Source organism: Mycobacterium gordonae, from assembly GCF_002101675.1.
Taxonomy (GTDB): Bacteria; Actinomycetota; Actinomycetes; order Mycobacteriales; family Mycobacteriaceae; genus Mycobacterium; species Mycobacterium gordonae.
The window spans coordinates 20,129-32,824 of record NZ_LQOY01000094.1 but is presented as its reverse complement, the minus strand read 5'-3'; the positions used below and the strand labels follow the sequence as shown (position 1 = coordinate 32,824).

14 protein-coding genes are annotated in these 12,696 nt (G+C 69.3%); 10 read left to right on the top strand and 4 right to left on the bottom strand.

Annotated elements, in window-relative coordinates:
* Window positions 1-1,202 (top strand): hypothetical protein (locus AWC08_RS15860; RefSeq protein ID WP_178132182.1); only part of this gene is annotated, 1,202 nt, incomplete at its 5' end.
* On the opposite strand, the gene AWC08_RS15855 is transcribed toward AWC08_RS15860, so the two are convergent.
* The 3 genes from AWC08_RS15855 to AWC08_RS15845 are packed head-to-tail and all read right to left on the bottom strand — an operon-like array spanning window position 1,203 to window position 3,552.
* Complete coding sequence (locus AWC08_RS15855; protein ID WP_232008175.1) at window positions 1,203-2,297, bottom strand: quinone-dependent dihydroorotate dehydrogenase; 1,095 nt, start codon at window positions 2,295-2,297, stop codon at window positions 1,203-1,205.
* Window positions 2,294-2,500 (bottom strand): DUF5703 family protein, encoded by a 207-nt coding sequence (locus AWC08_RS15850; RefSeq protein ID WP_065132864.1) that lies wholly within the window; start codon window positions 2,498-2,500, stop codon window positions 2,294-2,296. Before AWC08_RS15850 ends, AWC08_RS15855 begins: the two co-directional genes overlap by 4 nt.
* A gap of 53 nt (window positions 2,501-2,553) precedes the next feature.
* The gene (locus AWC08_RS15845) at window positions 2,554-3,552 is read right to left on the bottom strand and encodes a YncE family protein (protein WP_142283614.1); all 999 of its coding nucleotides are present in this window, start codon (window positions 3,550-3,552) and stop codon (window positions 2,554-2,556) included.
* 145 nt (window positions 3,553-3,697) lie between these two features.
* Here AWC08_RS15845 and AWC08_RS15840 point away from each other — a divergent pair, with 145 nt between their 5' ends.
* The 9 genes from AWC08_RS15840 to AWC08_RS15800 all read left to right on the top strand — a co-directional run bounded on the left by AWC08_RS15840 (window position 3,698) and on the right by AWC08_RS15800 (window position 11,384).
* Window positions 3,698-4,000 carry a hypothetical protein gene (locus AWC08_RS15840; protein WP_065132857.1) on the top strand — a complete coding sequence of 101 codons (303 nt, stop codon included), beginning with the start codon at window positions 3,698-3,700 and terminating at the stop codon, window positions 3,998-4,000.
* A 68-nt stretch (window positions 4,001-4,068) separates the two neighbouring features.
* Window positions 4,069-4,899 (top strand): undecaprenyl-diphosphate phosphatase, encoded by an 831-nt coding sequence (locus AWC08_RS15835; RefSeq protein WP_069435588.1) that lies wholly within the window; start codon window positions 4,069-4,071, stop codon window positions 4,897-4,899.
* Window positions 4,896-5,591 (top strand): histidine phosphatase family protein, encoded by a 696-nt coding sequence (locus AWC08_RS15830; protein WP_065132855.1) that lies wholly within the window; start codon window positions 4,896-4,898, stop codon window positions 5,589-5,591. The genes AWC08_RS15835 and AWC08_RS15830 overlap by 4 nt, the downstream gene beginning before the upstream one ends.
* Window positions 5,592-5,689: 98 nt before the next feature.
* Complete coding sequence (locus tag AWC08_RS15825; protein ID WP_065132854.1) at window positions 5,690-6,277, top strand: DUF3090 domain-containing protein; 588 nt, start codon at window positions 5,690-5,692, stop codon at window positions 6,275-6,277.
* Window positions 6,261-7,076: an SCO1664 family protein gene (locus AWC08_RS15820; protein WP_069432974.1), complete on the top strand. Its 816-nt coding sequence runs from the start codon at window positions 6,261-6,263 to the stop codon at window positions 7,074-7,076. Before AWC08_RS15825 ends, AWC08_RS15820 begins: the two co-directional genes overlap by 17 nt.
* A gap of 31 nt (window positions 7,077-7,107) precedes the next feature.
* On the top strand, window positions 7,108-7,896 hold the full coding sequence (locus AWC08_RS15815) for a 3'(2'),5'-bisphosphate nucleotidase CysQ (RefSeq protein ID WP_069433007.1): 789 nt from the start codon (window positions 7,108-7,110) through the stop codon (window positions 7,894-7,896).
* Window positions 7,897-8,042: 146 nt separating this feature from the next.
* Window positions 8,043-9,278 (top strand): cysteine--1-D-myo-inosityl 2-amino-2-deoxy-alpha-D-glucopyranoside ligase, encoded by a 1,236-nt coding sequence (gene mshC / locus AWC08_RS15810; protein WP_069432975.1) that lies wholly within the window; start codon window positions 8,043-8,045, stop codon window positions 9,276-9,278.
* Between the two features lie 24 nt (window positions 9,279-9,302).
* A complete protein-coding gene (locus AWC08_RS15805; RefSeq protein WP_069432976.1) occupies window positions 9,303-10,181 on the top strand; it encodes an SDR family oxidoreductase in 879 nt (292 codons plus the stop codon).
* A 9-nt stretch (window positions 10,182-10,190) separates the two neighbouring features.
* Window positions 10,191-11,384, top strand: a complete 1,194-nt coding sequence (locus AWC08_RS15800; protein ID WP_069432977.1) for an FAD-dependent monooxygenase — start codon at window positions 10,191-10,193, stop codon at window positions 11,382-11,384.
* Window positions 11,385-11,509: 125 nt separating this feature from the next.
* Here AWC08_RS15800 and AWC08_RS15795 read toward each other — a convergent pair whose 3' ends face one another.
* Window positions 11,510-12,409, bottom strand: a complete 900-nt coding sequence (locus AWC08_RS15795; RefSeq protein ID WP_065132849.1) for a PAC2 family protein — start codon at window positions 12,407-12,409, stop codon at window positions 11,510-11,512.
* Window positions 12,410-12,696 lie beyond the last annotated feature (287 nt).

Genomic DNA, 12,696 nt, shown 5'->3' with positions numbered 1-12,696 from the left:
CCACCGGCGGTCACGGCGGCAGCGGCGGCAAGGGCGGGGTCGGGGGAGCCGGCGGCACCGGCGGAACCGGCCAAGTCGGCGCGTCAGGCACTGCGCCGACCGCCGGCATGCAAGGCGGCCAGGGCGGTGCCGGCGGCCAGGGCGGCGACGGCGGTGCCGGCTTCGGTGGCATCGGTGGCGGCCAGGGCGGGCAGGGCGGTGTGGGCGGCCAGGGCGGTACCGGAGGCTCCGGTGGCAGTAACACCGGCACCGGGGTGAACACCACCGGTGCCGCCGGCGGCAAAGGCGGAACCGGCGGCCTGGCCGGCGCCGCGGGGACGGGAACTGATGGTGGCGCTGCCGGGGTGACCGGTAGCGGAGGCAAGGGTGGCACCGGCGGAGCCGGCGGCACCGGCGGCACCGGCCAAGCAGGCGTCTCGAGCCCCGTACCCACCGCGGGCGGTCAGGGTGGTGCCGGCGGGGCAGGAGGACAGGGCGGCGACGGAGGCGCGGGCATCGGCGGCGTCCGGGGCGGGCAGGGCGGTCTGGGCGGTCTGGGCGGCCACGGCGGCACCGGGGGCAGCGGCGGCAGCAACACCCTCAGCACCTCGGCCGATGGCGCCGTCGGCGGTAAGGGCGGTTCGGGCGGCATCGCCGGCGCTGGGGGCGTGGGCGGAGTCGGCGACGGCAGCGGCGGTGTCGGCGGCCAGGGCGGCGCCGGTGGAACCGGTGGCTCCGGCGGCAACGGCAGCGTCAGGGGCGCCGGCGCCACTGGCGGAGCAGGTGGGTCAGCCGGCGTGGGCGGAGTCGGCGGAGCGGGCACCGGCAACGGCGCCGCAGGTAACGGCGGGATCGGTGGCACCGGTGGAGACGGCGGCGTCGGCGGCAACGGGGGTCTGGGTGACGGCACCAAGAACAGCCGCGGTGCCGGCGGCAAAGGCGGCGATGCCGCTGTCGGCGGTATCGGCGGAACCGGCGCCAACTCGGTGTCCGGGACCGGCGGCACGGGTGGGACCGGTGGCAGCGGCGGCAAGGGTGGCACCGGCGGCATCGGCGGCAGCCTGGGCAGCACCGGCACCGGTGGCGGCGCCGGCAGTCCCGGCTCACCCGCGGCAGGCAACACCGGCGGCAAGGGCGGTGCCGGCGGCAGCGCCGGCACGGGTGGAGCAGGCGGCCCGTCCGGCGCCGCGGGACCGGCCGGCGGCGGCGCCCCCGCCGGGTAGCTAACCGGGCGGCGTCTCCCGGTTGACCACCGCCGACCCGACGGCCTCACGCAGCGATGAGAATCCGCCGTCATGCAACCGGCGGGCGATGCCGTCGTGAATCTCCTTGGCCCACAACCCTCCGCCGTAGATGAACCCGGTGTAGCCCTGCAGCAGCGAGGCGCCCGAGGTGATCCGTTCCCAGGCGTCGTCGGCGGTCTCGATGCCGCCCACGCTGATCAGCACCAGTCGATCGCCGACCCGGTCGTAGAGCCGGCGCAGGATCTCCACGGCACGGCGGGCCACCGGCGGCCCCGAGATGCCCCCGGCGCCCAGCGCTTCCACGCCCGGGGTGCGCAGACCGACGCGCGAGACCGTGGTGTTGGTCGCCACGATGCCCGCCAAGCCCAGTTCTACGGCCAGATCAGCGATGTCGTCGACGTCCGAATCGGACAGATCCGGGGCGATCTTGACCAGCACCGGCGTGCTCGAGGCTTCGGCCAGCACCGCGGCCAGGATCGGCCGCAGCGACTCGACCGCCTGCAGGTCGCGCAGTCCCGGGGTATTCGGCGAGCTGACGTTAACCACGAGGTACGACGCCAGAGGCGCCAATAGCCTTGCGCTCCAACGGTAATCGTCGACGGCCTGGTCGGGCGGCGTGTTCTTGGTCTTGCCGATATTGACGCCCAGCGGGACGTCTGGGACGTGTTGTGCAAGCCGTGCCGCCAGTGCGCCGGCGCCGTCGTTGTTGAAGCCCATGCGATTGAGTAATGCCCGATCCTCGGGCAGCCGGAACAACCGCGGCTCCGGGTTGCCCGGCTGGGCGTGCGCGGTGACGGTGCCGATCTCGGCGTATCCGAAACCCATTGCGCCCCAGACCGATAGCCCCGTTCCATCTTTGTCGAACCCGGCGGCCAGGCCCAGCGGCCCCGGAAACCGCACGCCGAACACCGTGCTGGCCAGCACCGGGTCGGCCGGCCCCAGCCACCGGCTCAGACGCCGGCGCACCGGCGCTGCCGCCGTGGCGCCCCGCAGTCCCGCGAACACCAGGGTGTGGACGCGTTCGGCCGGCACCGTGAACAGCAGACCGCGCAGCAGTCCGTACGTCGACGTCACTGTTCCGGCTGTTCGGACAACCGATTTTCCATGCGAGTCTTCTTGCGGCGCAACAAAACTCGCCTGCTACCGTCGGTGTAGAGTCGCACCCTGGTCAACTCCCAGCCGCGGTACTCGGCCTCGATGGACAGTCGGGTGGAGGCGCTGAGGCGCGTCACGTCGGGCGGCAGTCGCAGCGGCACCCACTCGTACTCGTCGGACATGTCGGCTTCCCAGCCGGCGGGCAGCCGGCTCCAGCGTGGCGCGGGCCCCGGGTTCACGGCCTTTTTCCCGCGCGCTCGATGACCTGCACCCCCGCACCCGACCCCGACACCACGTACAAGGTGTCCGACGCGTCGTCGTAGGCCAGGGAGTTCGGTTGCTGCACGGTTGGGTAACGCACCTTTTCCACGGGTATTCCGGTGCTCAGATCGTAACCAATGACGGTGTTGGATCCCGTTTGGGACACCCAGGCCAGATTGCGCGACCCGGCCAGACCGTAAGGGGCCTGACGTACCGGAAATGCCTGGCGCAGGATCAGCGGGTCCACCCCGTACACCAGCAGTTGGCCGCCGCGGGTGTCGGCGACGAGGGCCCGCCCCTGCGGGTCGGCGGCCAGCGTGGTGGCGCCTTCGCCGGCCCGCAGCGATTGCGCAGCGCGCCCGTCGGGTCCGATGGTGGTCACTGACGTCTGACCACGATCCAGCACTACCGTCGTATTGCCCTGAGCGGCAAGGGCGTCCACGCGCGCGAAGATCTTGTTGCGGTTGGCCACCGCGCCGTCGGCGGCCAATGTGTACACCGCGCCGTCGGCGGTACCCAGCACCAGCCGGCCGTCGGCTCGGCGAGCGATAGCGGTGAACTCGTGACCGCCCTCGACGGTCGTCGCGGCACTCTGTCCGTTGCCCAGGTTGAGCGTGACGTAGCCGTCGCGCCCCGACAGATAGACCGTGCCCTGCCCGTCGCTGGTCATGGCGGTGGCCGGGCCAGGCAGCGTGATCACCCGCGCTGCGCCTTGGGTGCCGAGTACCGCGACGCTCGCCGGCCCCGCGGTGTCATCGGCAGGGGACAGCACCACCAGCTGCTGGGAACCGGCGTCGAACAGGGCGCTTTGTGGGCGGCCGCCCAGGGGCCGCACGACGCCGGCGGGATCCTGGGCCGGTGGGGAGACGGCCGGCTGCGCGGGTGCGATGGTAGGCGGCGCGGAGTCGAGCGGATTAGACGAACATCCCGCGACGAATGCGAGCAGGGTCAGCAAACTCGCAAAATAAGCAATTACCTGACCAAGACGGCTCGGCCTCGCTGTTAGCAACCCAAATCTCCCGTAGTTTCAACACGTAATCAAATTCTAAGGAACGTTATCGCGCCCAATTTCGTCATGTTCGACGTGTAAACCGGTGCAGCGGAGGTATTCTCACCGCATGACCGTCACCGCTGACCGGCATACCGCAGACCAGGAGTTTGCTGTCGAGGACATTACCCCTGGCATTTTCGCCAGCGGTTATGGACAAGTCGGAGATGGGCGCAGTTTTTCCTTTCACATCGAACACCGCTCACTCGTCGTAGAAATTTACCGGCCGGGCCTGGTAGCACCGGTTCCGCAGGCTGAGGACGTCGTCGCACGCGCGGTCCGCAGCGTGCTGGACATCGACCTCACCGATGAGCGCAGCCTAGCCGCCGCGGTACGTGACTCGGTGGCTCGCGCGGTGCCCGTCTCGCGTTAGCGTCACCGCGCCCCGGCCGCCCGGCGGCCACACCAGGTACGGTCGTCGTCGTGTCTGCCGTAGCACCGATGTCCTGGGGACAGGTCGTCGTCTTGTCGGTGGTGCAGGGTCTGACGGAGTTTCTGCCGGTGTCCTCCTCCGGGCACCTGAACATCGTCTCGCGCGTTTTCTTCAGCGCCGATGCCGGCGCGTCGTTCACCGCGGTGAGCCAGCTGGGCACCGAGGCCGCCGTTCTGGTCTACTTCGGCCGCGACATCGTGCGCATCCTGCGAGCCTGGTTCAACGGTTTGTTCGTCAAGTCGCACCGCAACGCCGACTACCGGCTGGGCTGGTACGTCATCATCGGCACCATCCCGATCTGCGTCCTCGGGCTGCTGTTCAAGGAGATCATCCGCTCCGAGGTGCGCAACCTGTGGGTGGTGGCGACCGCGATGGTGGGGTTCTCGGCGGTGATCGCGCTCGCCGAGTTCGTCGGACGTCGCAATCGCGACATCGAGCAATTGAATTGGCGGGACGCGATCGTCGTCGGCACCGCCCAATGTCTGGCGCTGGTCCCGGGAGTGTCGCGTTCGGGCTCGACGATCAGCGCAGGGCTGTTCCTCGGACTGGAACGCGAACTGGCCGCACGCTTCGGCTTTCTGCTGGCGATTCCGGCGGTTTTCGCGTCAGGGTTGTTCTCCCTGCCCGACGCGTTCAAACCCGTCACCGAAGGGATGAGCGCTACCGGCCCGCAACTGCTGGTCTCCGTCGTGATCGCCTTCGTCATCGGGTTGGCCGCGGTGACCTGGTTCCTGCGATTTCTGGTGCGTCACAACATGTTCTGGTTCGTCGGCTACCGCGTCATCGTGGGCACCGCGGTGCTGGTCCTGCTGGCGACGGGGACGGTCGCGGCGACATGACCGTCTTGCTGTTGCGTCACGGCCGGTCCACGTCCAACACCGCGGGCACCTTGGCCGGCCGGTCGGAGGGCGTCGACCTCGACGACAAGGGCCGCGAGCAGGCGGCCGGACTGATCGACCGGATCGGTGACCTGCCTATCCGCGCGGTGGTGTCCTCTCCGCTGCTGCGGTGCCGTCGCACCGTGGAACCTTTGGCGCAGGCGCTATGCATCGAGGCCGTCATCGAGGACCAGCTCGCCGAGGTCGACTACGGCGAATGGACCGGGCGCAAGCTCAGCGAGCTGGTCAACGAGCCACTGTGGCGGGTGGTGCAGGCCCACCCGAGCGCCGCGGTGTTTCCCGGCGGTGAGGGCCTGGCGCAGGTGCAGGCCCGCGCCGTCGCGGTCGTTCGCGAGCATGACCGCCGGCTGAGCGAGCAGTACGGCGGGGATGTGTTGTGGGTGGCTTGCACTCACGGCGACGTCATCAAGTCACTGATCGCCGATGCCTACGGCATGCACCTGGACAGCTTCCAGCGCGTCAACGCCGACCCGGCGTCGGTCAGCGTGATCCGCTACACCCCGCTGCGGCCGTTCGTGCTCCATGTCAACCACACCGGGTCGCGGCTGTCGGCGGGCCTGCGTGCCGCGCCCGCGCCCGAGACCAAGGAGCAGCCGTCCGGCGACGCGGTCGTCGGCGGCTCGACGGATTAGCCGGGCCCAAGCTCAGCACGCCGACACGCCCGGCGGTCGGCCCGGAGGGGCGGACGAAGCGCACGGCGGCGGCGCCAGCACGGTATTTTGGAAGTGCCATGGCCCGCGCAATCCACGTCTTCCGTACACCCGACCGCTTCGTGGCCGGGACCGTCGGGCAGCCCGGAAACCGCACGTTCTACATCCAGGCGGTGCATGACGCCCGGGTCGTGTCGGTCGTTCTGGAGAAGCAGCAGGTCGCGGTCCTCGCCGAACGCATCGGCGCGCTGCTGCTCGAAGTCAACCGCCGATTCGGCACCCCGGTACCTCCCGAGCCCACCGAGGTCGACGACCTCAGCCCGCTGATCATGCCGGTCGACGCCGAATTCCGGGTCGGCACGATGGGGCTGGGCTGGGATTCCGAGGCGCAGACCGTGGTGGTGGAACTTCTGGCGGTCACCGACGCTGAATTCGACGCTTCCGTGGTTCTCGACGACACCGACGAGGGGCCCGACGCGGTGCGGGTGTTCCTCACCCCGGAGTCGGCGCGTCAGTTCGCGACCCGGTCCAACCGCGTCATCTCTGCCGGCCGCCCGCCGTGTCCGTTGTGCGAGGAACCGCTGGATCCTGAGGGGCACATCTGCGCACGCACCAACGGCTACCGGCGCGAGGCGCTCTTCGGGTCCAGCGATGACGCCGAAGAATGACCGACGTGAGGTGCTGCACGACGGCGAGCTGACTGTCCTGGGGCGGATCCGTTCGGCGAGCAACGCCACTTTCCTATGTGAGGCAGCGCTGGGTTCCCGAGCCGTGCACTGCGTGTACAAGCCCGTCTCCGGTGAGCAGCCGTTGTGGGACTTTCCCGACGGGACGCTGGCCGGTCGCGAACTGTCGGCTTATCTCGTGTCGGCGCAGCTGGGCTGGAACATTGTGCCGTACACCATCATTCGCGATGGCCCCGCCGGTCCGGGCATGCTGCAGCTGTGGGTGCAGCAACCGGGCGACGCCGCCGACTCCGATCCGCGGCCCGGCCCCGACCTGGTCGATCTGTTCCCCACCGGTACGCCGCAGCCCGGCTACCTGCCGGTGCTGCGTGCCTACGACTACGCCGGCGACGAGGTCGTACTGATGCACGCGGACGACAACCGGCTGCGCCGGATGGCGGTGTTCGACATCCTCGTCAACAACGCCGACCGCAAGGGCGGCCACATCCTCTACGGAATCGACGGCAACGTCTACGGGGTCGACCACGGCGTCAGCCTGCACGTTCAGGACAAGCTGCGCACCGTGCTGTGGGGCTGGGCCGGCAAGCCGATCGACGACTCCACCATGGAGTCGGTGGCCGAGCTCGCCGATGCACTGCGCGGCCCGCTGGCCGCCGAACTCCGGGGCCACATCACCAGCGCCGAAATCGCGGCGCTGATCCGCCGGACGCAGGCGTTGCTCAACGACCCGGTGATGCCCGGACCCGACCGGCATCGCCCCATTCCCTGGCCGGCGTTCTGAGCGGGTGCCCGCCGTCGGCGATACTGGGGCGGTGAACCTGGCCGCGCATGACCTGACGGATGCCGCGCTGGCCGCTGATCTCGCCGCGGAGGCGGGGGAGTTGCTGCTCAAGGTGCGCGACGAGGTCGGGTTCGACTATCCGTGGGAGCTGGGCGATGCCGGCGACCGGCTGGCAAATTCGCTGATCCTGCGCCGTTTGGGCGCCGAGCGGCCGGGGGATGCGGTGCTCAGCGAAGAGGCGCACGACGACCTGGTGCGGCTCAAGTCGGACCGGGTGTGGATCGTCGACCCGCTCGACGGCACCCGCGAGTTCTCCACCCGAGGGCGCGACGACTGGGCGGTGCACATCGCGCTGTGGCAACGATGTGCCAACGGCCGGCCGCAGATCACCGACGCGGCCGTGTCACTGCCGGCCCGCGGCAACATCGTCTACCGCAGCGACACCGTCACCGCGAACGCCGCACCCGTCGGCATCCCCGGCGTCATTAGAATTGCCGCCAGCGCCACCCGGCCGCCCGCCATCCTCTACCGCATCCGGCAGATCCTGGACATCGAACTGGTGCGCATCGGTTCCGCGGGCGCCAAGGCCATGGCGATCATCGACGGTGTCGCCGACGCCTATGTGCACGCCGGTGGCCAGTGGGAATGGGATTCGGCGGCGCCGGCCGGAGTGGTGTCGGCCGCGGGAATGCACGTGTCGCGCCTGGACGGATCGCCGATGATGTACAACCAGCTCGACCCGTACCTGCCCGACTTCGTGATGTGCCGCGCCGAGCTGGCGCCGGTACTGCTGGAGGCCATCCGCGAGTGCTGGTGGTGAGCACCCTCGACGTCGAGTGTGCGTCTACGGTCTCGCGTGCGCGTTCCCGTCGGACAATCAGCCGAATCGCCGCCATACACGCACAGCCAGGGCGGTAGCCGCACACCTGGCGCGGCCTGCGCCTTCGCCTCGCCTAAAGTCGACGCATGCGGTCGTGGTCTTCTCCGCCGGTCCCGGCGTTACCCGGACGCGGCCCCGCATTGCGGCTGTACGACACCGCTGACCGGCAGATCCGTCCGGTCACTCCCGGCAGCAAGGCCACGATGTACGTCTGCGGCATCACGCCGTATGACGCGACGCATCTCGGCCACGCCGCCACCTACCTGACGTTCGATCTGATTCACCGCCTGTGGCTGGATCTTGGCCACGAGGTGCGGTACGTGCAGAACGTCACCGATGTCGACGACCCGCTGTTCGAGCGTGCCGACCGCGACGGCATCGACTGGCGCGACCTGGCCGACCGGGAGGTCGCGCTGTTCCGAGAGGACATGACCGCCCTGCGGGTACTGCCGCCGCACGACTACATCGGGGCCACCGAGGCCATCCCCGAGATGGTCGAGCTCGTCGAGAAAATGGTGGCCTCGGGGGCGGCGTACGTCGTCGAGGGCGAATACCCGGACGTGTACTACCGCGCCGACGCCACCCAGCAATTCGGCTACGAATCGGGCTACGACCGCGAAACCATGCTGGAGCTGTTCGAACAACGTGGCGGTGATCCGCACCGGCCCGGCAAGACCGACGGATTGGACGCCTTGCTGTGGCGCGTCAACCGGCCCGGCGAGCCCAGTTGGCCGTCCCCGTTCGGAGCCGGCCGCCCCGGCTGGCACGTCGAATGCGCCGCCATCGCGCTCAGCCGGATCGGCAGCGAACTCGACATCCAGGGCGGCGGCAGCGACCTGATCTTCCCGCATCACGAGTTCACCGCCGCACACGCCGAATGTGTCACCGGCGAACGCAGATTCGCCCGCCACTACGTGCACGCCGGAATGATCGGCTGGGACGGCCACAAGATGTCCAAGAGCCGGGGCAATTTGGTTCTGGTGTCGCAACTGCGGGCTCAAGGCGTCGACCCGTCGGCGGTCCGGCTGGGTCTGCTCGCCGGGCACTACCGTGCCGACCGCTTCTGGAGCCAGCAAGTGCTCGACGACGCCCACGCCCGCCTGCACCGCTGGCGCACTGCCACCTCGCTACCCGCAGCTCCCGATGCCGCCGACCTCCTGGCCCGGCTCCGCCGCTATCTGGCCGATGACCTCGACACCCCAAAAGCTGTTGCGGCACTTGATGGTTGGACGACCGACGCGCTGGAATACGGCGGTCATGACGAGACGGCGCCCAGGTTGGTGGCGACGGCGGTGGACGCACTGCTGGGGGTTGGCCTGTAGCGGCGCGGTGGTAGCTTGTGCGCAATGACATCGGTGCAGAACAAAGTCGTTTTCATCACTGGCGCCGGGCGCGGTATCGGCGCCGAGGTTGCCCGCCGCCTGCATAACAAGGGCGCCAAGCTCGTCCTGACCGACCTGGGGGAGGCCGAGCTCACTTCCATCGGCGCCGAACTCGGCGGCGACGGCCGGGTACTGACCGCCGTCGCCGACGTGCGTGACCTCAAGGCGATGCAGGCGGCCGCCGATCAGGCGGTGCAGAAATTCGGCGGTATCGACGTGGTGGTCGCCAATGCCGGCATCGCCAGCTACGGCTCGGTGCTCACGGTCGACCCCGAAGCGGCCAAGCGGGTGATCGACGTCAATCTGATGGGCGTCTTCCACACCGTGCGCGCCACGCTGCCGTCGATCATCGACCGCCGCGGCTATGTGCTGATCGTGTCCTCGCTGGCCGCCTTCGCGGCCGCGCCGGGGATGGTGCCCTACGACATGTCCAAGGCCGGCAACGAACATCTGGCCCACGCGCTGCGGTTAGAAGTCGCCCACCTGGGCGTCGCCGTCGGGTCGGCCCACATGTCCTGGATCGACACCGCCCTGGTGCGCGACACCAAGGGTGACTTGCCGGCCTTCAGCGAGCTGCTGTCGAAACTGCCTCCACCGTTGAACAGGACCACCTCGATCAACAAATGCGCGGCGGCGTTCGTCAAGGGCATCGAGGGTCGCAAGACCCGGGTCTACTGCCCCAGCTGGGTGGCCGCCATGCGGTGGCTCAAGCCGGTTCTGTCGACCAGGATCGGCGAGTCCTCGGTTCTCAAGACCGCGGCCGAGATCATGCCGAAGATGGACGCCCAGGTTCTCGCGCTCGGCCGCTCCACCAGCGCATACACCCAGGAGCTGGAGAAGTAGCAGCCGAGCGTGAAAGTAGTCGTTTGCGGCGCGGGAATCGCCGGGCTGGCCACCGCTGAACGCCTGTCGTCCGTGGGCGCCGAAGTGGTGCTTCTCGAACGCGCGCCCGGCCCGCGCGCGCACGGCTATCTGATCGACTTCTTCGGCGCCGGTTACGACGCGGCCGAGGCGATCGGGGTGCTGCCGGCGATCCGGGATGTCGGTTACAACTTCGACGAAGCCGCGCTGGTCGACGAGCGGGGTCGCCGCCGCGCCGCCGTGTCATACGTCAAGATCGACCGGGCGCTGCGCGGCCGCCTGTGCAGCGTGATGCGCCCCGACCTGGAGAAGGTGTTGCGCGACAACCTTCCTGACGATGTCGAGCTGCGATACGGTGCCCCGGTCACCGGCGTCAGTGACTACGACGACGCCGTGACGGTCACCCTGGAGGGCGGGGAGACGCTGGAGGCCGACCTAGTGGTCGGGGCCGACGGAATTCACTCCACCGTGCGCGCCCTGGTTTTCGGCGAGGAAGCGCAGTACCTGCGCTACCTGGGATTCCACACCGCCGCTTTCCTTCTCGACGAGGCCGCCGTCCGTGAGGCGGCCGGAGATGACGTCGCCCTCACCGACACCATCGACCGCCAGATCGGGTTTTACTCCTTGCGCAACGGGAAGGTGGCCGTGTTCGCCGTCCACCGCGCTCCGGAGCGGCAACTCCCCGAGGACACCCGGGCGGCGATACAGGCCAGCTATGCCGACATGGGCTGGGTGGTGCCCGAGGCGCTGCGGCGCTGCCCGCCCCCCGAGCAGATCTACTACGACGAGGTTTCCCAGATCGTCATGCCGGGGTGGCGCAAGAACCGGGTGGTACTGATCGGCGACGCCTGCTCTGCGGTGTCGTTGCTGGCCGGGCAGGGTGCCTCGCTGGCCGTCGGCGCCGCCTATGTGCTGGCCGAGCAGTTCCGCCGGACCTCGTCGGTGGACCGGGCGCTGGACTTCTACGAGCAACTATGGCGCCCGGAAATCGAAGAGAAACAGAAAGCCGGTCGCGAAGCCGCCAACCGGTTCCTGCCCGCGTCGCCGTTTCAGCTGTGGACACGCCGCACCGCGCTGCGGATGGCATGGCTTCCGTCGGTCAACCGGCGGATCACCGCGGCCTTGGTGGGGCCACCCTCACCGGTCGTTGCCATGCTCCGCACCGGCTCAGAGGAGCTTCCGTAGCCGCGAGCGGCCGCAAAATGCCGTCCACACCGGCGTGTCATCGGCAACACGCGGGCGCTCGCATGGCGTCGGGCCCGCGCACCCCACCCGGCCCAGCTCAGCCCGGGAGCCGAGACCCAGCCCTCCTACAGCCCGAATCCCGGTCGGCGGCGCCGCAGATAGCGCTCGAACTCCGCGGCCAGCGCGTCGCCGTCGATCTTGCCGAGTGCTTCGTTGACGTCCACCGCCGCGTCGCCGTGCTGCTCGAGTGACTGCACATACTCGGCCAGCTCTTCGTCGTCGGCGGCCATCTCGGTGATCTCCTGCTCCCACGCCTCGGCCTGGGTCGGCAAGTCACCGAGCGGCACCTCCACGTCGAGCACTTCTTCGACGCGCCGCAACAGCGCCACCGTCGCCTTCGGGTTGGGCGGGTGCGATACGTAGTGCGGCACCGCCGCCCAGAACGTCACCGCCGGTATCCCGGCGGCGACGCACGCGTACTGAAACACGCCGGCAATGCCGGTCGGGCCCTCATACCGCGTCTCTTCCAGGCCGAACACGCGTGCTGACTCCGACGAGTACGCCGCTCCCGAGACCGGCACGGGCCGGGTGTGCGGCGTGTCGGCCAGCAGCGCTCCGAGAATCACCACTGTGTCGACGTTGAGCTTGTCGATGACGGCCAGCAGCTCGTCGCAAAATGTGCGCCAGCGCATGTTGGGTTCGACCCCGTGCATCAACACCACGTCGCGGTCGCTGTCGGGCGGTCTACAGTGCGAGATCCGCATCGCCGGCCACTCCAGCTCGCGGGTGACTCCATCGACCTGCCTGATCACCGGCCGATTCACCTGGTAGTCGTAATAAGCCTCGTCGTCGATCTCCACGATGGGCAGCGCATCCCAGATGGTGCCCAGGTGCGCCACCGCGTCGCTGGCCGCGTCACCGGCGTCGTTCCAGCCCTCAAAAGCCGCCACCACAATGGTGTTCTGCAGCTGGGGCAGCTTCTCGTCTTCCGACCCGGAGCCGCGCCCACCGTCCGGCAAAGTCACCCAGTAAGCCTACGGCGTGGGGCGCGGGCGCTGGACGGCGCGCCGCTGGCATGACCCGCCGAGTGTGCCGCAGCGGTCGTGGTCCGGGCGCCAACCGCGACCCTGGTGGCAATGTCGGCAAGAACCAGGGGCGGGACGAAATTTCCTCGGGCGCAATCCGGTTAACCTGGGTAACTACGACATTGCCGGCAAGATCCGCAGGCTGGCCGCGCCAGGGGACCGTGGTAGGCATGCGGGTCGGGTCAGGCAGGGCGTCCAGACGCCGGGTGACGACGTAAACTCGTCTG

Coding starts and splice junctions, on each gene's coding strand:
- AWC08_RS15820 (WP_069432974.1), top strand. CDS start 6,261: ATGACGCCGAAGAATGACCGACGTGAGGTGCTGCACGACGGCGAGCTG.
- AWC08_RS15840 (WP_065132857.1), top strand. CDS start 3,698: ATGACCGTCACCGCTGACCGGCATACCGCAGACCAGGAGTTTGCTGTC.
- AWC08_RS15825 (WP_065132854.1), top strand. CDS start 5,690: ATGGCCCGCGCAATCCACGTCTTCCGTACACCCGACCGCTTCGTGGCC.
- mshC (WP_069432975.1), top strand. CDS start 8,043: ATGCGGTCGTGGTCTTCTCCGCCGGTCCCGGCGTTACCCGGACGCGGC.
- AWC08_RS15835 (WP_069435588.1), top strand. CDS start 4,069: ATGTCCTGGGGACAGGTCGTCGTCTTGTCGGTGGTGCAGGGTCTGACG.
- AWC08_RS15830 (WP_065132855.1), top strand. CDS start 4,896: ATGACCGTCTTGCTGTTGCGTCACGGCCGGTCCACGTCCAACACCGCG.
- AWC08_RS15805 (WP_069432976.1), top strand. CDS start 9,303: ATGACATCGGTGCAGAACAAAGTCGTTTTCATCACTGGCGCCGGGCGC.
- AWC08_RS15850 (WP_065132864.1), bottom strand. CDS start 2,500: ATGTCCGACGAGTACGAGTGGGTGCCGCTGCGACTGCCGCCCGACGTG.